At 61.2% G+C, this 20891-nt stretch carries 19 protein-coding genes; 8 read left to right on the forward strand and 11 right to left on the reverse strand.

Annotated features, from left to right (window positions below; translation table 11 throughout):
- The first annotated feature begins 107 nt into the window (after nt 1–107).
- From AB4P96_RS19500 to AB4P96_RS19520, 5 genes are all read left to right on the forward strand, one after another.
- The gene (locus AB4P96_RS19500; RefSeq protein ID WP_017134627.1) at nt 108–1499 is read left to right on the forward strand and encodes a GntP family permease; all 1392 of its coding nucleotides are present in this window, start codon (nt 108–110) and stop codon (nt 1497–1499) included.
- 7 nt (nt 1500–1506) lie between these two features.
- Complete coding sequence (locus AB4P96_RS19505) at nt 1507–2280, forward strand: 3-hydroxybutyrate dehydrogenase (protein WP_395599952.1); 774 nt, start codon at nt 1507–1509, stop codon at nt 2278–2280.
- A gap of 74 nt (nt 2281–2354) precedes the next feature.
- Nucleotides 2355–4313, forward strand: a complete 1959-nt coding sequence (locus AB4P96_RS19510; protein ID WP_395599953.1) for an acetoacetate--CoA ligase — start codon at nt 2355–2357, stop codon at nt 4311–4313.
- Nucleotides 4314–4450: 137 nt separating this feature from the next.
- The gene (locus AB4P96_RS19515) at nt 4451–6988 is read left to right on the forward strand and encodes a PAS domain-containing sensor histidine kinase (protein ID WP_236447059.1); all 2538 of its coding nucleotides are present in this window, start codon (nt 4451–4453) and stop codon (nt 6986–6988) included.
- Nucleotides 6989–7031: 43 nt separating this feature from the next.
- Complete coding sequence (locus AB4P96_RS19520; RefSeq protein ID WP_010564624.1) at nt 7032–7307, forward strand: peptidylprolyl isomerase; 276 nt, start codon at nt 7032–7034, stop codon at nt 7305–7307.
- A gap of 120 nt (nt 7308–7427) precedes the next feature.
- Here AB4P96_RS19520 and AB4P96_RS19525 read toward each other — a convergent pair whose 3' ends face one another.
- The 8 genes from AB4P96_RS19525 to AB4P96_RS19560 form a co-directional block, all read right to left on the reverse strand.
- Nucleotides 7428–8333: a sugar kinase gene (locus AB4P96_RS19525; RefSeq protein WP_395599954.1), complete on the reverse strand. Its 906-nt coding sequence runs from the start codon at nt 8331–8333 to the stop codon at nt 7428–7430.
- A 118-nt stretch (nt 8334–8451) separates the two neighbouring features.
- Nucleotides 8452–9660 (reverse strand): amino acid deaminase, encoded by a 1209-nt coding sequence (locus tag AB4P96_RS19530; RefSeq protein WP_395599955.1) that lies wholly within the window; start codon nt 9658–9660, stop codon nt 8452–8454.
- A 9-nt stretch (nt 9661–9669) separates the two neighbouring features.
- Nucleotides 9670–10434, reverse strand: a complete 765-nt coding sequence (locus AB4P96_RS19535) for an IclR family transcriptional regulator (RefSeq protein ID WP_106580124.1) — start codon at nt 10432–10434, stop codon at nt 9670–9672.
- 166 nt (nt 10435–10600) lie between these two features.
- Entirely contained in the window at nt 10601–10990 is a 390-nt protein-coding gene (locus AB4P96_RS19540; RefSeq protein ID WP_010210958.1) for a RidA family protein, read from the reverse strand.
- A 15-nt stretch (nt 10991–11005) separates the two neighbouring features.
- Nucleotides 11006–11788 (reverse strand): amino acid ABC transporter ATP-binding protein, encoded by a 783-nt coding sequence (locus AB4P96_RS19545; RefSeq protein ID WP_017135914.1) that lies wholly within the window; start codon nt 11786–11788, stop codon nt 11006–11008.
- Nucleotides 11785–12447, reverse strand: a complete 663-nt coding sequence (locus AB4P96_RS19550) for an amino acid ABC transporter permease (RefSeq protein WP_017135915.1) — start codon at nt 12445–12447, stop codon at nt 11785–11787. The genes AB4P96_RS19545 and AB4P96_RS19550 overlap by 4 nt, the downstream gene beginning before the upstream one ends.
- A gap of 11 nt (nt 12448–12458) precedes the next feature.
- The gene (locus AB4P96_RS19555; RefSeq protein ID WP_017135916.1) at nt 12459–13121 is read right to left on the reverse strand and encodes an amino acid ABC transporter permease; all 663 of its coding nucleotides are present in this window, start codon (nt 13119–13121) and stop codon (nt 12459–12461) included.
- Nucleotides 13122–13173: 52 nt separating this feature from the next.
- The gene (locus tag AB4P96_RS19560; protein ID WP_017135917.1) at nt 13174–14022 is read right to left on the reverse strand and encodes a transporter substrate-binding domain-containing protein; all 849 of its coding nucleotides are present in this window, start codon (nt 14020–14022) and stop codon (nt 13174–13176) included.
- A 376-nt stretch (nt 14023–14398) separates the two neighbouring features.
- Here AB4P96_RS19560 and AB4P96_RS19565 point away from each other — a divergent pair, with 376 nt between their 5' ends.
- Entirely contained in the window at nt 14399–14746 is a 348-nt protein-coding gene (locus tag AB4P96_RS19565) for a co-chaperone YbbN (protein ID WP_017135918.1), read from the forward strand.
- Here the strand turns inward: AB4P96_RS19565 and AB4P96_RS19570 are convergent.
- The 3 genes from AB4P96_RS19570 to rpiB all read right to left on the reverse strand — a co-directional run bounded on the left by AB4P96_RS19570 (nt 14694) and on the right by rpiB (nt 18146).
- Nucleotides 14694–16271, reverse strand: coding sequence for a TerC family protein (locus tag AB4P96_RS19570; RefSeq protein ID WP_017135919.1), 1578 nt, complete (start codon nt 16269–16271; stop codon nt 14694–14696). The genes AB4P96_RS19565 and AB4P96_RS19570 overlap by 53 nt on opposite strands.
- A 369-nt stretch (nt 16272–16640) precedes the next feature.
- Entirely contained in the window at nt 16641–17621 is a 981-nt protein-coding gene (locus AB4P96_RS19575) for a sugar-binding transcriptional regulator (protein WP_017135920.1), read from the reverse strand.
- Nucleotides 17622–17684: 63 nt separating this feature from the next.
- Nucleotides 17685–18146, reverse strand: a complete 462-nt coding sequence (gene rpiB, locus AB4P96_RS19580; protein ID WP_016969738.1) for a ribose 5-phosphate isomerase B — start codon at nt 18144–18146, stop codon at nt 17685–17687.
- A 283-nt stretch (nt 18147–18429) separates the two neighbouring features.
- On the opposite strand from rpiB, the gene AB4P96_RS19585 reads away from it, so the two are divergent.
- Together AB4P96_RS19585 and AB4P96_RS19590 are read left to right on the forward strand one after the other, a co-directional pair.
- Nucleotides 18430–19917, forward strand: coding sequence for a sugar ABC transporter ATP-binding protein (locus AB4P96_RS19585; protein WP_099549144.1), 1488 nt, complete (start codon nt 18430–18432; stop codon nt 19915–19917).
- Nucleotides 19914–20891, forward strand: coding sequence for an ABC transporter permease (locus AB4P96_RS19590; protein ID WP_017135922.1), 978 nt, complete (start codon nt 19914–19916; stop codon nt 20889–20891). Before AB4P96_RS19585 ends, AB4P96_RS19590 begins: the two co-directional genes overlap by 4 nt.

The following is a 20891-nucleotide window of genomic DNA, read 5'->3' on the forward strand; positions in this document are numbered from 1 at the left end:
TAATATCTATATATTTCAACAACTTAGTCAATTGGCACACATCTCGCTATAGCCCCTCTCCAACGCACCACCCCCACAAAAATAACAATTCGATCTGGAGACACACCATGAGTGTGATCATTGCCCTGGCAGCCCTCGCGCTGCTGATGCTGGCCGCCTACCGTGGCTACAGCGTGATCCTGTTTGCCCCCATCGCCGCCCTCGGCGCCGTGCTGCTCACCGACCCCTCCGCCGTCGCCCCCGCGTTTACCGGGGTGTTCATGGAGAAAATGGTCGGCTTCATCAAACTGTATTTCCCGGTGTTCCTGCTCGGCGCGGTGTTCGGCAAGCTGATTGAGCTGTCGGGCTTTTCGCGCTCGATTGTGGCCGCCGCCATCCGCTTGCTTGGCACGCGCCAGGCGATGCTGGTGATTGTGCTGGTCTGCGCCCTGCTCACCTACGGCGGCGTGTCGCTGTTTGTGGTGGTGTTTGCGGTGTACCCGTTTGCGGCGGAGATGTTCCGCCAAAGCAACATTCCCAAGCGCCTGATCCCGGCGACCATCGCCCTCGGTGCGTTTTCGTTCACCATGGACGCCCTGCCCGGCACGCCGCAGATCCAGAACATCATCCCCAGCACCTTTTTCAACACCACCGCCTGGGCGGCGCCGTGGCTGGGTTTGATCGGCACGGTCTTCGTGTTCTGCACCGGCATGCTCTACCTGGCGCGCCAGCGCAACAAGGCACAACGCGCCGGTGAAGGTTATGGCACCGAGCTGCGCAACGAGCCGGAAACCGCCGACAACCTGGCGCTGCCCAACCCGTGGGTCGCGCTGTCGCCGCTGATTCTGGTGGGCGTGATGAACCTGCTGTTCACCCACTGGATCCCGCAGTGGTACGGCAAGACCCACAGCCTCAGCCTGCCGGGCATGAGCGCGCCGGTGACCACCGAAATCGCCAAGCTCACGGCGATTTGGGCGGTGCAGGCGGCGTTGCTGGTGGGCATCGTCATGGTGCTGGTGTTCGGCTGGTCGGCGATCAAAAGCAAGCTCGCCGAAGGCAGTAAAAGCGCGGTCAGCGGCGCGCTGCTGGCGGCCATGAACACCGCCTCGGAATACGGCTTTGGCGCGGTGATCGCCTCGCTGCCAGGCTTTCTGGTGCTGGCGGACTGGCTCAAGGGCATCCCCAACCCGCTGGTCAACGAAGCGATTACCGTGACCCTGCTGGCCGGTATCACCGGCTCTGCCTCCGGCGGCATGAGCATCGCCTTGGCGGCCATGTCCGAGAGCTTTATTTCGGCGGCCCATGCGGCCAATATCCCCCTTGAAGTGCTGCACCGGGTTGCGGCCATGGCCAGTGGCGGCATGGACACCCTGCCCCATAACGGCGCGGTCATCACCCTGCTCGCGGTCACCGGGTTGACCCACCGCGAAGCCTACAAGGACATCTTCGGCATCACGATCATCAAGACCCTCGCGGTGTTCGTGGTGATCGGTACTTTCTACGCCACTGGCATTGTGTGAGGTTTTCATGACGACTTTGAATGGCAAGACCGCCCTGGTTACCGGCTCCACCAGCGGCATCGGCTTGGGCATCGCACTGAGCCTGGCCAAGGCTGGCGCCGACCTGATCCTCAACGGCTTCGGCGACGCCAGCGCGGTGATCGCCCAGGTGCAGGCGTTCGGCGGCAAGGTCGGGCATCACCCGGCGGACGTCAGCGACCCGGCGCAAATTGCCGACATGTTTGCCTACGCCGAGCGCGAGTTCGGCGGCGTCGACATTCTGGTCAACAACGCCGGCATTCAGCACGTGGCGGCCGTGGAAGACTTTCCGGTGGAGCGCTGGGATTCGATCATCGCGATCAACCTGTCGTCGGTGTTCCACAGCACGCGCTTGAGTCTGCCGGGCATGAAGGCCAAGGGCTGGGGGCGCATCGTCAATATCGCGTCGGTGCATGGCTTGGTCGGCTCGGTGGGCAAGGCGGCCTACGTGGCGGCTAAACACGGGGTCATCGGCCTGACCAAGGTGGTGGGCCTGGAGACCGCTACCGGTAACGTCACCTGCAATGCCATCTGCCCAGGCTGGGTGTTGACGCCGCTGGTGCAAAAGCAGATTGATGATCGCGCGGCCAAGGGCGTTGATCCGCAGCAGGCGCAGCATGATTTGCTGGCCGAGAAACAGCCGTCGCTGGAGTTTGTGACGCCGCCACAGCTGGGTGAGTTGGTGTTGTTCCTGTGCAGTGAAGCTGGCGCCCAAGTGCGCGGCGCCGCGTGGAATATCGATGGCGGCTGGCTGGCCCAGTAAATCAGGCAAGCCAGCTCCCACAGTTTCGACCTGTGTTGGCTGGAGGATTTGTACAAAAACAAGAGATTGCGCAAATGTCCGAGATCCTCTGGCAACCCTCTCCCGAACGCATCGCCAACACGCGAATGGACCAGTTCCGGCGCTTCATCAACCAACGCTACGGCGTGCAGCTGCGCGACTACCCAGCCCTGCACCAGTGGAGCATCGACCAGCGCCCAGCCTTCTGGCAGGCGATCGTGTCCTTTTTCGACGTACACTTTCGCAACCCGCCCAGCACCACACTGATCGAAGGCGCGGCAATGCCCAGCGCCGAGTGGTTCCCCGGGGCGACCCTGAACTTTGCCGAACACCTGCTGCGCCGTCGGGATGCTCACCCGGCGGTGGTGGCGGTCAGCGAAGAGGGCCAGCGCGAACAACTGACCTATGCCGAACTGGCCGAGCATGTCGCAGGCTTGCAGCGCAGCTTGCGGGCGGCCGGTGTGACCCAGGGCGACCGCGTGGCTGCGTGCATGCCCAACACCTGGCAAACCCTGGTCGGCATGCTTGCCACCACCAGCCTGGGCGCGATCTGGTCGTGCTCCTCGCCGGACTTCGGCACCCAAGGCGTGATCGACCGTTTCGGCCAGATAGAACCCAAAGTGTTGATCACCTGCGCAGGCTACCGCTACGCCGGCAAAAACATCGACCAAAGCACCAAACTCAATGAAATCCTCGAACGCCTGCCGTCCCTGGAACAGTTGATCATCGTGCCGTATGCCCAGCCCCAGGCGCGCGTCGAGGACTACCGCACCCACGCCAGGGTCGCACTGTGGAACGACTTCTACCAACCCGGCGGCGAGCCTGAATTTGTCGCGGTGCCGTTCGATCATCCGCTGTATATCCTGTACTCCAGCGGCACCACGGGCGTGCCCAAGTGCATCATTCACGGCACCGGCGGCGTGCTGCTCACCCATCTAAAGGAACACGGCCTGCACGCCGACCTGTCGCGCGAAGACTGCCTGTTCTACTACACCACCTGCGGCTGGATGATGTGGAACTGGCTGGTGTCAGTGCTGGCCCTGGGTGCCACGGCGGTGCTGTATGACGGCTCGCCGTTTCACCCCGGCCCCGAGCGGCTGATCGACCTGATCGACGCGGAAAAAATCAGCGTATTCGGTACCAGCCCCAAGTTTCTCGCCACCCTGGAAAAGGCCGGCCTGCAACCGCGCCTGAGCCACGACTTAGGCAGCCTCAAAGGCCTGATCTCGACCGGCTCGCCGCTGTCGCCGCAGAGTTACGACTATGTGTACCGCGAGATCAAGGCCGAGTTGTGCCTGTCGTCAATGTCGGGCGGCACCGATATCGTCTCCTGCTTTGTGATCGGCAACCCGGTGCTGCCGGTGCGGCGCGGCGAAATGCAGTGCAAGAGCCTGGCCATGGCCATCGAAGTGTGGGACGACCAGGGCCGGCCGCTGGTCGGGGAAAAAGGCGAGCTGGTGTGTACCCGGCACTTTCCGGCCATGCCGATTGGCCTGTGGAATGACCCCGACCAGAAAAAACTGCGGGCTTCGTATTTCAGCCAGTTCCCCGGCGTGTGGGCCCAGGGCGACTACGCCGAACAGCGCCCCAATGGCAGCCTGCTGATTCATGGGCGCTCCGACGCGGTGCTCAACCCCGGCGGTGTGCGCATCGGCACCGCAGAAATTTATCGCCAGGTGGAAAAAGTCCCGCAGGTGCTGGAGAGCCTGGCCATCGGCCAACGCTGGCAGGACGATGTGCGGGTGGTGTTGTTTGTGCGGCTCAACGAAGGCGTCACGCTGGATGACGCGCTGGAGCAGCAGATTCGTCAGGTGATCCGCGCCAACACCACGCCGCGCCATGTCCCGGCGAAGATCCTCGCCGTCGGCGACATACCGCGCACCATCAGCGGCAAAATCGTCGAACTGGCGGTGCGTAATGTGGTGCATGGCGAGCCGGTCAAAAACACCGATGCCCTGGCAAACCCGCAGGCGCTGGAACAGTTTCGCAACCGCCCTGAGCTGGCGGACGGATGAAAGGTTTCAGCTCTGACGCACTGATTTGAAGACAACCCCTCAATGCATGCTATTTTTCGAGGGGTAGTCAGCCGTTCCCGTCTCGCGGGATAATCGGCTGTTGTCGTATTTCAAAGTGTCAGGTGCAGGGCTTTTTCATGAATGGAACATCCACCGGTAGCGAAGCCGCCGCATTGATTGCGCGGCTGAACTGGGCGCAAAGCCCGCTCGGTGAGGCCGATGACTGGCCACAAAGCCTGCGCACAGCCGTCGATATCGTCGTCCATTCACCGATGCCGATGCTGCTGTTGTGGGGCAGCCAGCTCACCCAGCTCTATAACGACAGCTTCGCCGTGCTCGCGGGCAACAAGCATCCCGAGGCGCTGGGCCAACCGGCCCATGACACCTGGCCGGAGCTTGAGAGTTTTACTGCGCCGATCTACGACGCGGTGCTCGGCGGCCAGGTGCGCACCTTCAGCGAACAGCGCTTTGTGCTGCAACGCAATAACCGCGACACCGAAATCTGGCTCGACCTCACCTACAGCCCGGTGCGCGACGAAGGCGGCAGCGTGGCCGGGATCTTGGTCACTGCCATCGAGACCAATGAGCGGCGCAGCAAAACCCTCGAACTGCAACAGCGCTCCGAGGACAGCCTCAAGGCCCAGCACAACAGCGAACAACGTCTGCAACTGGCACTGGCGGCAACCGATGCGGTGGGCACCTGGGACTGGGATATCGGCGAAGACCGCTTTATCGCCGACGCCCACTTTGCCCACTTGCACGGTGTCGACCCGCAAGACGCCGGCCTGCTCCCCATCAGCGACTACCTGCACGGCGTTCACCCCGAAGACCGCGGCATGGTCGCGCGCAGCATCAAGCATTGCATCACCTTCGGCACCGAATACGCCGAGGAATACCGCCTGCTGCAGGCCGATGGCCAGGTGCGCTGGGTGTTTGCCCGCGGCCGCTGCTACAAGGACCACCAAGGCCGCCCGGCGCGTTTCCTGGGGGCCGCGCTGGACCTGACCGAGCGCAAGCAGACCGAACAGGCGCTGCGTCAAAGCCAGACCGAGCTGCAACTGATCATCAACGCCATGCCGGTGCTGATCGGTTATGTCGACCACGAGCAGCGCTTTCGCCTCAACAATAGCGCCTACCTCGATTGGTACGGCATGACGCCCCAGGAGCTGTACGGCAAAAGCATCCGCGAAGTACTCGGCGACGAGGTGTATGCCGGGCGCGCGGACAAGATCGACGCCGCGTTGCGCGGCAAGGCCTGCAGCTTCATGACCATCACCCCGCACCGCGACGGCCGGCCGCGCCATGCGCTGATGAAGTACTTGCCGCGCTTCAGCAATGACGGCTCGGTGAATGGTTTCTACATTTTTGTGATCGATGAGACCGAACGCAAACTCACCGAAGAAGCCCTGCGCCACCTCAACGAAAACCTTGAAGAACGCGTGGCCCAGCGCACCCAGGCATTGGCCGAGGCCAACCAGCGCCTGCAAAACGAGATGTTCGAGCGTGAGCGCGCCGAAGACGCACTGCGCCATGCACAAAAAATGGAAGCGGTCGGCCAGCTCACCGGCGGTATCGCCCATGACTTCAACAATATGCTCACCGGCATTATCGGCAGCCTGGACTTGATGCAGCGCTATATCGCCGCCGGGCGCAGCGACGAAATCGGCCGTTTTACCGATGCGGCCGTGTCGTCCGCCCATCGCGCGGCCGCCCTCACCCACCGGCTGCTGGCCTTCTCCCGCAGGCAGTCGCTGGACCGCCGGCCACTGGACCCGAACGAGCTGGTGGCGTCCCTGGAAGATTTGTTCCGTCGCACCAAAGGCGCGCATATCACGCTCAAGGTGCAATTGGGCAAAGATATCTGGCCGGTCAACACCGATGCCAGCCAGCTGGAAAACGCCTTGCTCAACCTGGTGATCAATGCTCGCGACGCGATGCCCGACGGCGGCGAATTGCGCATCGAAACTGCCAACAGTTACCTGGACGGCACCGACATCACCACGCTGGAGCCGGTCAAGGCCGGCGACTACGTGATGCTCGGCGTCTGCGACAACGGCACCGGCATGGCGCCGAAGATTCTCGCCAAGGCCTTCGACCCGTTCTTCACCACCAAGCCCATCGGCCAGGGCACCGGCCTGGGGTTGTCGATGATCTACGGCTTTGCCCAGCAATCCGGCGGCCATGTGACCATCCAAAGCGAACCCGGCCAGGGCACCTGCGTGCGCCTGTACCTGCCGCGGTTGCACGGCACCGCGCTGGAAAGCAACCTGCCGCCGCATTTGGGCGAAGCGCCGCTGGCACTCGCCGGTGAAGCGGTGGTGGTGGTCGAGGATGACCCGGCGGTGCGCATGCTGGTGGTCAATGTGCTCGCCGAGCTGGGCTACACCGCTCACCAGGCGGCAGATGCGCGCACCGCGCTGCCGCTGCTGGAATCGGACCTGCGCGTGGACCTGCTGGTCACCGATGTCGGCCTGCCGGGCATGAACGGCAGGCAACTGGCCGAAATCGCCCGTCAGCACCGGCCTGGCCTGCGCGTATTATTCATGACCGGTTACGCTGAACAAGCCGCCGAGCGCCAGGGCTTCCTGGAGGACGGCATGGACATGGTGGCCAAGCCGTTTTCCATTGATCTGCTGGCGACTAAAATCCGCAGCATGATCAACGTCGACGAATGAGTTCAGGCATAATCGCGCGCCGTCGCACACCTGGTAGAACCTTATGAAAGCCCAAGCCCGTCATATTCTGGTGAAAACCAGCGAAGAAGCCGAACAGCTCAAGCAGCGCATTGCCAAGGGCGAAGCGTTTGATGTGCTGGCCAAAAAGTACTCCACTTGCCCCTCCGGCAAGCGCGGCGGTGATTTGGGTGAAGTGCGGCCTGGGCAGATGGTGGGGGTTATTGATGCGGTGATCTTCAAGAAGCCGGTGAAAGTGGTGCACGGGCCGATCAAGAGCAAGTTTGGTTACCACCTGGTGCAGGTGTTTTACCGCGACTGAGGGGTTGGCTCAGGACCGCTATCGCAGGCAAGCCAGCTCCCACACTTGAGCGCATTTCAACTGGAAAAATTCAGTCAAATGTGGGAGCTGGCTTGCCTGCGAACCGCCGCAGGCGGCCATTCACCGCGCAATCAAAGCCCCGGGCACCTGAATCACCCTACTCGCCAACCGATGCCCGGCCAACGCCGCCTGTTCAGGCGAGCCGCCCTTGAGCCGACTGGCCAAATACGCCGCACTGAACGAGTCCCCCGCCGCCGTCGTATCCACCACCTTCTCGACCTTCAGCGCCGGCACTGCAAAGCGCTCGCCATCACAACGGATCAAGCACGCATCCGCGCCACGCTTGAGCACCACTTCTGCAATCGCCGGGTACGCCGCGAACACCTGCTCGCTGTTGGCATAACCAAACAACGCGCGCTCGTCATCCTCGGTCAGCAGGGCGATATCCACCTCGGCCAACACCTGGTGATACGCCGCGCGCGCCGCGTCGACACTCGCCCACAGGCGCGGGCGATAGTTGTTGTCGAACACCACCTTGCCACCGCGCCGGCGCGTTTCGATCAGGGTTTGCAGCAAGCGCTCACGCCCGACTTCGCCCAATACCGCCAGGGTGATGCCACTGAAATACACCACGTCGTAGTCCGGCAACGCAGCCAGGATCGGCTCGGCTGCCGGCGTGGTAAAGCAGTCGCGCACAGCGGCTTCGTTGCGCCAGTAGAGGAATTTGCGTTCACCATTGGCGTCGGTCTGGATGCAGTACAACCCCGGTAGACGCCCGGGCAGGCGCTGGACCATGCCCAGCCCGAGGCCTTCGGCGGTCCATTGCTGGCACATGGCATCGCTGAAACTGTCATCGCCCAGGGCGGTCACGTAGTCGACCGTACCAACGGTGCCCAACTCGCGGCGCAGGTACACCGCCGCGTTCAGGGTGTCGCCGCCGAAGCTCTGTTGCAGGCTGCCATCGGCGCGGTGTTGCAGTTCGATCATGCATTCGCCGATCAGGGCGATGCAGGGAGTTGTGTTCATGCCTGAGGACTCTTGGTGTGTGGGAGGGCCTCATCGCAGGCAAGCCAGCTCCCACAGCTGGAATGCATTTCAACTTCAAATGTGGGAGCTGGCTTGCCTGCGATGGCCACGACGCGGTCTAGAAGCAGGTATCCAAGGATTCAACGACCTGCAACCGCTCATCCACCAGGCAACCCACCTGCCACTTGTCAAAGGTCAGGCACGGGTGCGAAGTGCCAAAGGAGATGATGTCGCCGATACGCAACTCAACCCCCGGCGCCACCGTCATGAACGCGTGCTGGTCCATCACCGCCGTGACTTTGCACGCGGTTACATCATCGCCTTCAGCCGGCACAATCCCGGCCTTGTAGCGCTTGAGCGGCACCGGCAAACCGGCGTCGTAGGCCACGTCGCGCTTGCCCAGGGCAACCACCGCAAAGCCAGGCTCGGGCATCGATTGCACGTGTGCCCAGACTTCCAGGGCCGGGCGCAGGCCTTCGTTGAGGTCGCCGCGACGATCAAGCACGCAGCACTGCGCTTCTTTGTAGATGCCATGGTCGTGGGCCACATAGCTGCCGGGGCGCAACACGCTGAGGAAGCGCCCGGCGGCGTTTTGCGCTTCGAACGACTCGGCGATCAGGTCGTACCAGGCCGACCCCGAGGCGGTGATGATCGGCTTGGGCAAGTCGAACGAGCCATTGTTTTGCAGGTCCACGGCCAGGCGCACCAGGCTGGCGGCGAAGTCACGGATGCCGCTGACGGCGTGTTCGCCGTGGATCACACCTTCGTAGCCTTCAATACCCGTCAGGGCCAGGGCCGGTTGGGCCTTGATTGCCTTTGCCAGCTCGCGCACTTCCTGCTCGCTGCGGCACCCGCAACGGCCACCGACCACGCCGTATTCGATCATCACGTTCAGGCGCAGGCCACGGGCGGCGAAAAACAGCCCCAGGTCAGCGACGTTGTCCGGATGATCAACCATGCAGTGAAAGTCAAAATCCGGGTCCGCCAGCAGGTCGGCGATCAGCGCCATGTTCGGCGCGCCCACCAGCTGGTTGGCCATCAACACGCGGCGCACGCCACCGGCATAGGCGGCGCGGGTCTGCACGGCGTTAGCCAGGGTGATGCCCCAGGCGCCCGCCTCGATCTGACGCTGGAACAGCGCCGGCATCATGCTGGTTTTGCCATGGGGCGCGAGCTCTGCACCGCTGTTGCTGACAAATGCCTGCATCCAGCGGATGTTGTGTTCCAGTGCATCGCGGTGCAGCACCAGGGCCGGCAGGCTGACGTCGCGCACCAGGTGGGCACCGACGGCGGCGGCGCCTTTTTCAACGGCATTGAGGGCAGACATGAAGTACTCCTATTCGTTGATACGCCGGGCCAGGTTATTGGCGCTGTCAATCAACACCCGGCGATAGTCGTTGTAGTTTTTGATCGCATCGGCGCGCGGTGCAACGATGCACAAGGTCGCAATGCTGATGCCCTGCGCGTCCCGCACCGGGGCGGCAAAGCAATGGGTGAAGGTGTCGGCCACGCTGTCGAAGGAGAAAAACCCATCGAGGGTGGCTTGACGGATTTGCGCCAGGAAGGTTTCCAGCGGCAGGCGCTGGCCGTCCGGCAGGATGAAGTCGTCGTAGTCGATCAGGTCGATGATCTGCTGGTCGCTCAAGTGCCCCAGCAACAAGCGCCCGGAAGCGGTCCAGGGGATTGGCGCGTTTTCGCCGATGTCCGAGGAGATACGAAAATGCCGCTCGCCTTCGCGCATCAGCGCCACCGTGTATTTGCGCCCGTTAAGCAGGCACATCTGCGCGGTTTCATGGGTCTGGCTGACGATCTCCTGCAAGGCGTGGTCGGCCTCGCGGGTCAGGTCGAAGTGGCGCAGGTGCGCCTGGCCGAGAAAGTACAGCTGGCGGCCGAGGTAGACGTGACCGTCCTTGCCCACCGTCTCCAGAATGCGCCGCTCCAGCAACGACGCGACCAGTTCATAGACGGTGGATTTGGGGCTGCCGATGCCGCTGGCAATATCATTCGGGCGCAGGGGCTGGCCGATCTCCTTGAGAAAATCGAGGATATCGAATGCACGGTCCAGTCCTTTGGCGCGGCGTTTGATGGTGTCTTCGGTCATGGCAGTCGTCGGTCCGGTCATAGTGGTAATGCTGCACAGTGATACCCTGTGGGAGCGGGCTTGCCCGCGATGGCGGTGGTTCAGTTACCCAGGGCTGCCTGACACGCCGTCATCGCAGGCAAGCCAGCTCCCACATTGGATTTCAGTGATCTCAAGAGAGGGGCATTTAGCCTTTTTTCTTGTAGGCCACGCAATCGATCTCGACCTTGCAGTCCACCATCATGTTGGCCTGCACACAGGCGCGTGCCGGGGCGTGTTCCGGGGTGAAGTATTCGCCGAACACTTTGTTGAAGCTCCAGAAGTCCCGTGGGTCTTCCAGCCATACGCCGACGCGCACCACGTCTTTGAGTTCGTAACCGGCCTCTTCCAGAATCGCCACCACGTTGCGCATGGTCTGGCGGGTTTGCTCGATGATGCCGCCGGTGATGATTTCACCGTCTACCGCCGGCACCTGGCCCGACACGTAGAGCCAGCCGTCGGCTTCCACAGCGCGGGCAAAAGGACGCGGCTGGCCGCCGCCGGCAGTGCTACCGGCACCGTAACGAGTGATGCTCATAAAAATTGCTCCTGATTAAAAACGAATGTTCTTCAAAAATTCCGCCAGGCGCGGCGATTGCGGGCGTTCGAAGATGTCTTTTGGCGCCCCCTGCTCTTCAATGCGGCCCTGGTTCATGAAGACGATCTTGTCCGACACTTCATAGGCAAAGCGCATTTCGTGGGTGACCAGCAACATGGTCATGCCCTCTTCCGCCAACCCCTTGATCACACTGAGCACTTCGCCCACCAGTTCCGGGTCGAGGGCCGAGGTGACTTCATCAAACAGCATCAGGCTGGGGTTCATGGCAATGGCGCGGGCAATCGCCACGCGCTGTTGCTGACCGCCGGAAAGTTGACCGGGGAAGTGGTTGCGGCGTTCCAGCAGACCTACGCGGTCCAGCCATTTTTCGGCCAGGGCCACAGCCTCGTCCTTGCCCATCTTCTTGACCTTGAGCAGGCCAAGGGTGACGTTTTGCAACGCGGTCAGATGCGGAAACAGGTTGAATTGCTGGAAGGCCATGCCGGTCATCGCACGGTGCTGGGCAATCACCCGCTCGGGGTGACGCACACGTTTACCGGCGATTTCGCTGTAGCCGATGGACTCGCCGTCCAGGCTGATCTGCCCGCCCTGGAACTCTTCGAGCAGGTTGACGCAACGCAGCAAAGTGGTCTTGCCCGAGCCGCTGGAGCCGATCAACGTCACCACGTTGCCGCGCTGCATGGACAGGTCGACGCCCTTGAGCACTTCGACCTGGCCGTATTGTTTACGCAGGCCGCGAATGTTCAGCAGCGGTTGGTTGGTTTGAGGTTGGTTCATGGCAAGGCCACCCGCTTTTCAATGTAGCGACCGAATAACTCGATGGCGTAGTTGATGACAAAGAACAGAAACCCGGCGAACAGGTAGAACTCCAGGGTCATGAAGGTACGTGCGATGACTTGCTGGGTGCTGAGCAGCAGTTCGGCCACGCCGATCACCGAGAGCAAGGTCGAGGCCTTGACGATTTCGGTGGAGGAATTGACCCAGGTCGGCAGGATCTGGCGCAACGCCTGGGGCAACAGCACGTAGGTCAGCGATTGTTTGAACGTGAGCCCAATCGCCTTGCCCGCTTCCAATTGCCCACGGGGAATGGCTTGCAGCGCGCCGCGCACGATTTCCGCCACGTGGGAGCCGCAAAACAGCGTCAACCCGACGGCGCCGGCCTGGAACGCGCTGATCTGCCAACCGAGCGCCGGCAGCATGTAAAAACACGCCAGCACCAGCACAAACACCGGCGTACCGCGCACCAGGTCGACGTACAGACGAAACGGCGCGCGCATCCAGAACTTGCCGTAGGTGAGGATCAACCCGGCAAAGATACCGATCAGCGTGCCAAAGATAATCGCCAGCACCGAGCAATAAATACTGGTTTGAAACCCCGCCCAGAGCGTATCCCGGGCGATCCACAACTCATGCAGCCAGCTTGGGGACTCGTACATGCAAACCCTCCTTAACGACGGATCGCCAGACGCTGTTCCAGGTAACGGAGCAGCATGGCAATGAAGTAACAGGCCGCCACGTAGAGCGCGGTCGTGACCATCCAGGTTTCAATCACCCGGTAGCTTTCGACGTTGATCTTGCGGGCGTAGTAGGTCAGCTCCGGCACCGCAATCGCGGCCGCCAGCGACGTGTCCTTGAACAGCGAAATAAAGTTGTTCGACAGGGCCGGCAACACGTTGCGCAGCATCACCGGCACGGTGATGTAGGCGCGGATTCGCCACTCACCCAAACCGATGGCCAAGCCGGCTTCACGCAAGCCCTTGGGAATATTCAACAGCCCGGCGCGGAACACTTCGGTCAGGTAAGCACCGGCATACAGCGACAGGGTGATGATGAACGAGGGGATCTTGTCGAGCCGGATCCCCAGTGTGGGCAAGGCAAAGTAGATCAACAGGATCAGCACGAGGATCGGCGTATTGCGGATCACCGTCACATACACCGAGGCGAAGATTCGCAACGCCCGGTGCTTGGACAGCATGGCAAACGCCATCATCAGGCCGATCACGCAACCGATGGCGATCGACAGCAAGGCCAGTTCGAGGCCCAGGCCGAGCCCCGCCAGCAAGCTGGGGAAATCACGCCACACGGCGGCAAAGTTCAACTGATAGTTCATGGTCGGCAGTACCTGCTCGGGGCGCCGTCAGCGACGCCCCAGGATTTACGATTTACTTGAACTCAACCGGGAAACCGATCGCAGGTTCTGGCAAATCCACACCGAACCATTGCTTGAACGAGGCTTTGTAGGCCGGGAATTCCACGCCGGTCATGGCTTCATGCAGCGCGGTGTTGACGAAGTTCAGCCAGTCCTGATCGCCGCGCTTGACCGCGCACGCGTAGGTTTGCGGGCTCCAGGCGTAGGTCGGGCTGCGGTAGCGGCCCGGGTTTTGCACCATCAGGTACTTGACCGAGGACTGGTCGGTGGCGGCGGCATCGGCACGGCCGGAGTTCACCGCCTGGTACATCAGGTCGACGCTGTCGTACTGGTCAACCTTGGCCTTTGGCAACGCCTGGTGCACCAGCTCTTCGGCATACACGTTTTGCAGCACGGCCACGGTCACGCCATCGCCCGCCGCTTGCAGGTCTTCGATTTCCTTGTATTTGCTGTTGTTCGGCAGCAACAGGCCCACACCTTCGCGGTAGTAAGGCAGGGTGAAGGCAACCTGCTGTGCACGGCTGGCGGTGACGGTGATGAACTGGCAACTCATGTCGACCTTGTCGGTCAGCAGGTTGGGAATACGCGCGTCAGAGGACTGCACCACAAACTCGACCTTGCTTGGGTCGTTGAACAAACCTTTAGCCACGATTCGGCCGATGTCGATATCAAAACCCTGCAACTTGCCATCCGCTCCCTGGAAGTGCCACGGCGCATTGGTACTGCCTGTACCCACAATGAGATGCCCACGTTTGAGCACATCATCGAGCTTGCTGTCCGCCGCGTGCACAACGCTTGCGAGGGAAGCCGATGCGGCGAAGAGAAAAACACACGCTTTAAACACGGAAGGTCGGTGATGCATGACAAGCACTCCAGGAGTTGTGTATTCCGCTATACCGGAACTTGGTATGTAACAACGGAATAGACAGCAGAAAGTGTGCCACACGCGCTAACGGAAAAAAATGTCAGGGATAAATTCTTTTTAAATCATATGGATAGTTAACTGGCCAGGACGCGGCGTTACGCCACCCTTTCGAATCGGCTTGCTACCCAAGACCCCACACACCGGTGACAACCCTCAATCGAGTGCGCCAGAACAGTGTTACCGCGCACCCTTGCAGTGCGCGCGCCATGGATGCGTGAGCATGTCTACCTGTGAAGGTTGACAGTAGACGGCCCTGCCCGGCAGTTCTAGCGTATGTACCCAACGTCTATGAGCGGGCACGCAAGGAAATCCTATGGGCATTGCAAGCATGACTTACAGCGATCTGGAGGACTACGAGGCGCAACTGAAAAAATATGCGGCGGCCATCGTGTTATTCACTCATCCCGATTGCCCGGGCTGCGTTGGACTCGACGAGAGGTTCGAGACCATCGCCAAACAATACGCTGGCCCTGTAACAGCACTGATCGTGAATACCGACCGAAATCCGAGGGTGCCCAGCGTATCGGGCACCCCGGCGACGCTGGTGTACCAGTTTGGCAAGGTGCAGGAGCAGCTTGTTGGCCGCCCCTTAGACGCTGATGCGTTTTTCAGCGACCTGTTTGAGGATTATTCATCAAGGGAAATAACAGCACCTGTATGACCCGACGCTCCTCAACCGCCGCGACGGTCAAGCGCCAGCCCTCATGCTCCAGGCTATCACCCACCACGGGCAGGCGGTCGAGCAGGCTCATCACCAACCCGGCGAGGGTTTGATAGTCCTGGGTTGCGGCAGCCTTGAAGCCGGTACGCTGGCGCACCAGGTTAAGGTTCAAGGCGCCATTGGCGCGGTAGCCCTCGCCCTCCTCGACAATATCCGGCCCTTCGATTTCGCTGGCGTCCGGCAACTCACCGGCGATGGACTCAAGGATGTCGGTCATGCTCAACACGCCCATGAAGTCGCCGAATTCGTTGATCACGAACGCAATGTGAGTTGACTCCTGGCGCATTTGCTCCAGGGCGTTCAGGATCGAAAAGCTCTCCAGCAAATTGACCGCCCGGCGCGCCAGGTGCTCAAGGTTAGGCTCATTGCCGGCCAGGTACTCCTTGAGCAGTTCCTTTTTGTGCACAAAACCCAACGGCTCATCCACAGCGCCGTTGCGGATCAACGGCAGGCGCGAATAGGACGAATGCATCAGTTTTTGCCGGATGGTGTCGGCGTCGTCCGCCAGATCGATACAGTCGACCTTGGCCCGCGGCGTCATCAAGGTACGGATCGGCCGCTCGGCCAATTGCAGCACGCCGCTGATCATCACGCGCTCACGTCGATCAAACAGCGGGCCTTGGCCGGCATCCGGCTCGCCCAGCAGGTCAGCAACGTCGTCATCCACGCCCTCTACCGCCAAACTGCGGCCACCGAGCAAACGCATCACCGCATGGGCGGTACGCTGGCGCACGGGCAAGGTGCCCTGCGCCGACTTCTTGCGACGGGCGCGGGCAATCTGGTTGAACAGCTCGATCAGGATCGAGAAACCAATCGCCGCGTACAGGTAGCCTTTGGGAATATGGAAGCCCAGGCCTTCGGCGGTCAGGGCGAAACCAATCATCATCAAAAAGCCCAGGCACAACATAATGACCGTCGGGTGCGCGTTGACGAAACGGGTCAGCGGCTTGCTCGCCACGATCATCAGGCCGATGGACACGATCACCGCGATCATCATCACGGCCAGCTCATCCACCATGCCCACGGCGGTAATCACCGCGTCGAGGGAGAACACCGCGTCGAGCACCACGATCTGCGCCACGATCGGCCAGAACATGGCGTAAGCCACATTGCCCGTGCGCTGCGCCACATGGCCTTCAAGGCGTTCGTGCAACTCCATGGTGGCCTTGAACAACAGGAACACACCACCAAACAACATGATCAGGTCACGCCCAGAGAAGCTCTTGTCGAACACCTCGAACAGCGGCTGCGTGAGCGTCACCAACCAGGAAATACTCGCCAGCAGGCCCAAACGCATCAGCAACGCCAGCGACAAACCGATCAACCGCGCACGGTCGCGCTGCTCCGGCGGCAATTTGTCCGCCAGGATCGCGATAAACACCAGGTTGTCGATGCCCAGCACCAGTTCCAGCACAATCAAGGTCAACAGGCCGAGCCAGGCCGTTGGATCCGCTAACCATTCCATTTAATAGAGTCTCTTTAAAGTTTTCAGAACGCCGGACACGGCAAGGCGCGGTCAGTGGACCGGGACAAGGTTAGCAGTCGGAATACGGGATGCTTCAGCGGGAACAGCGACAGTGGGTGCCTTGGGGAAAGACGACTGGGAGGCTCCGAGAGGGTGTTCATGCAAGTCCTGCAGTGAGAAAAGGACTTGAATCGTACAGTCGAAACTCAAATTTCCCACACTGCAAAACTATTACAAAATCTGTAAGCCCAACACATAACCCCTGTGGGAGCTGGCTTGCCTGCGATAGCATCACCTCGGTGTTACTGAAAGACCGAGTTGTCTGTATCGCAGGCAAGCCAGCTCCCACAGTTTTTGACCTTTGTACATTCAGGACTTACGCGTCGCATCATCCAGCGCCAGAATCGTGTGCGCATTCGTCACCGTGGTCGCCAACGTATTAATCACCCCCGAGCGCAACGCGCCAAGCGTCGCCGCCGCCTTGGTGTTCTCGCTGGCAATCGCCACCACATCCGGGATGCGAAACAACTCCTGCACGGTCAACCCGATCACCCGACCTTGAATCGCGTTGACCGCCGGCTGGCCGTGGATGTCGATAAAGTCATACCCCATCATGTCACCCACCGTGCCGGACAAGCGCGCCTGGGCGATCTCCTGCGGCGAGAACCAGCCCATGCGCACCATGTTGCTGTTCTCGCTCATGTCGCCAATGCCGATCAGCGCGATGTCTGCACGCCGCGCCCGATCAAGGGTTGAGCGCACGGTGTCATTGTTGATCAGCACGCCGCGCAATTCCGGGTTGGCCACCAGTGCCGGCGCATACAGACTTTCACTCTCGCCACCAAAACGCAGGGCCAGGCGTCGGCAGATATGGTCAGGGTTCATGTATTCGCCCGCCTTGAGCGAACCACCAATCGCGCAGACAAATGTGCAGTTGCGCGTCACCGGCAAGAACACGTTGTCGGCTACCGCGCCAACGTTACGGCCCATGCCGACGGCGACGATCATGCCGTCGCTCAAGGTTTTGTTCAGGTAATTGGCCACCAGGCTGGCGACGGCCGAGCGCTGGGTGTCGGGTTCGCTGTGGTCGACCGCAATCAAAGCGCGGTCCAGCTTGAAGCGCTCCACCAATGCCCGCTCCAGCTCGTTGTTCATCGCCGGGTGCTGCAACACCCGCACCTCGACAATCCCTTCATCGCGCGCACGCTTGAGCAAGCGGCTGACTTTGGCCCGCGACAGGTCGAAGCGCTTGGCAATGGCCTCCTGAGTGACGTTCTCAAGGTAATAGAGCATCGCCACTTCGGTCATCTGATCGATATCGCTGGCAATGCGCTGGGTACTGTCACTCATGGGGACGGGCTTCCGTTTCGGCGTCAAAAACCCATTCTCCCGACTCTTGCCCCGTCCCGTCCACTACTGATGCCCATCGCGCTCGATCGCGTTGATACGCTCGACCTTGGCCCCGGAACGCGCCGCCTCAAACTCCGACTCCAGAAACGATTTGACGATGCTTTTGGCCAGTTCGGCGCCGATCACCCGTGCGCCAATAGAGAGGATTTGTGCATCGTTGCTCTTGCGTGCGCGCTCCGCCGAATAGGTGTCATGGGCCTGGGCCGCACGAATGCCCAGTACTTTATTGGCCGAGATGGCCATGCCAATCCCGGTGCCGCATACCAGCACGCCGAGGCGTTGCTGCCCGGCATTGATGGCGGTGGCCACCGCCAGCGCGATGTCCGGGTACAGCACCGGCGCGGTGGAGTGGGTGCCGAAGTCGGTCACCGGGTAACCCAGCGCCTCGATATGGCGCTTTAACAGCTCTTTGAGCTCAAAACCCGCTTCATCGCATCCGATAGCCACCGGGAAAGGTGTGTTCATGGCGTCTGGCTCCGCTGCCGTTTAGGTGCTTTAGACTGATCATTTGATCAGTCAATGAAATTTCGCTCAGTTATTTCTCGGGTATTGCAGCCCTTCTGTCAAGCGAGTTTTAGCTGACCTCCTAGTCAAAGCCGTCTAAACAGGCCTGATTTGCGCAAACAAGCGTATTTATAACTTTTTAGTGAAAGCGATTGACTGATCAGAATTTCATTTGATACACATATGATCACAGCAAAACATGACTGTGCGACCTAATAAGAATTCACAGCACGAGGACACGCCGATGGCCACGCCATTACTGCTCCAGGCTGAACACGTCGCCAAGGCTTACGCCGGGGTGCCTGCCCTGCGTGACGGGCGCCTTTCTCTGCGGGCCGGCAGCGTGCATGCGCTGTGCGGCGGCAATGGCGCCGGCAAGTCGACCTTCCTGAGCATCCTGATGGGCATCACCCAACGTGACGCCGGGACCATCCTGCTCAACGGCACGCCCGTACAGTTCAACCGCCCAAGTGAAGCCCTGGCGGCGGGGATCGCGATGATCACCCAGGAACTGGAGCCCATCCCTTACATGACCGTCGCCGAAAATATCTGGCTGGGCCGCGAACCGCGCCGCGCCGGTTGCATCGTCGACAGCAAGACCCTCAACCGCCGCACCCGCGAGCTGCTCGAAAGCCTGGAATTCGAGGTCGATGCCACCAGCCCCATGCACCGCCTGAGCGTGGCGCAGATTCAACTGGTGGAAATCGCCAAGGCGTTCAGCCATGACTGCCAGGTGATGATCATGGACGAACCGACCTCGGCAATCGGCGAGCGCGAAGCGGAAACCCTGTTCAAGGCCATTCGCCGCCTCACCGCGCGCGGCGCCGGCATCGTCTACGTGTCGCACCGCTTGAGCGAGCTGGCGCAGATCGCCGACGAGTACAGCATCTTCCGTGACGGCGCCTTTGTGGAAAGCGGGCGCATGGCCGATATCGACCGCAACCACCTGGTGCGCGGGATTGTCGGCCAGGAGCTGACACGCATCGACCACAAGGTCGGCCGCGAATGCGCCGCCAATACCTGCCTGCAAGTCGACAACCTGAGCCGCAATGGCGAGTTCCACGACATCAGCCTGCAACTGCGCCAGGGCGAAATCCTCGGCATCTATGGGCTGATGGGTTCGGGGCGCAGCGAGTTTCTCAACTGCATCTATGGGCTGACGGTTGCGGACTCCGGCAGCGTGACCCTGCAAGGCAAGCCCATGCCCATCGGCCTGCCCAAAGCCACGATCAACGCCGGCATGTCGCTGGTCACCGAAGACCGCAAAGACAGCGGCCTGGTGCTCACCGGCAGCATTCTGTCCAACATTGCACTGTCGGCCTACAAGCGCCTGTCGAGTTGGTCGCTGATCAATGCGCGCAAGGAAACCCAACTGGCCGAGGACATGGTCAAGCGCCTGCAGATCAAGACCAGTTCACTGGAATTGCCGGTAGCGTCCATGAGCGGCGGCAACCAGCAGAAAGTCGTGCTCGCCAAATGCCTGTCGACCGAGCCGGTGTGCCTGCTCTGCGACGAGCCGACCCGTGGCATCGATGAAGGCGCCAAGCAGGAGATCTACCACCTGCTCGACCAGTTCGTGCGCGCCGGTGGCGCTGCCATCGTGGTGTCGTCCGAAGCACCGGAACTGCTGCATTTAAGTGATCGCATCGCCGTATTCAAGGGCGGCCGACTGGTGACCATCAGCACCGACACCGCCCTTTCCCAGGAAGCCTTGTTGAGTCTTGCCTCATGAATGCCAAAACCATCGCACCGCCCATGACCACCGCGCCGCGCAATCGCCTGCGCTTGTCTCTCGACCGCTTCGGCCTGCCGCTGGTGTTTATCCTGCTGTGCGTGGTGATGGCGTTTTCCAGCGAATACTTCATGACCTGGCGCAACTGGATGGACATCCTGCGCCAGACCTCGATCAACGGCATCCTGGCCGTAGGCATGACCTACGTGATCCTCACCAAGGGCATCGACCTGTCGGTGGGCTCGATCCTGGCCTTTGCCGGGCTGTGCAGCGCCATGGTTGCGACCCAGGGTTATGGCCTGCTGGCGGCAGTCAGTGCGGGGATGTTTGCCGGTGCGATGCTCGGTGTGGTCAATGGTTTTATGGTCGCCAACCTGTCGATCCCGCCGTTCGTGGCCACCCTCGGCATGCTCAGCATCGCGCGGGGCATGACCTTCATCCTCAATGACGGCAGCCCGATCACCGACCTGCCCGACGCCTACCTGGCGCTGGGCATCGGCAAGATCGGCCCGATTGGCGTGCCCATCGTGATCTTCGCAGTGGTCGCGCTGATCTTCTGGATGGTGCTGCGCTATACCACTTACGGCCGCTACGTGTACGCGGTGGGCGGCAATGAAAAGAGTGCGCGCACCTCGGGTATCGGCGTGCGCAAGGTGATGTTTTCGGTGTACGTGGTCTCGGGTCTGCTCGCCGGGTTGGCCGGCGTAGTGCTCTCGGCACGCACCACCTCCGCCCTGCCCCAGGCCGGGGTTTCTTATGAGCTGGACGCGATTGCCGCCGTGGTGATCGGCGGCACCAGCCTGTCGGGCGGCACCGGCAGCATTGTCGGCACGCTGTTTGGTGCGCTGCTGATCGGCGTGATCAACAACGGGCTGAACCTGCTCGGCGTGTCCTCCTATTACCAGCAGGTCGCCAAGGGCCTGATCATCGTGTTCGCAGTACTGATCGACGTGTGGCGCAAGAAAAAACGCTAG

This window comes from Pseudomonas sp. B19125, assembly GCF_044218855.1.
Classification (GTDB): Bacteria; Pseudomonadota; Gammaproteobacteria; order Pseudomonadales; family Pseudomonadaceae; genus Aquipseudomonas; species Aquipseudomonas edaphica.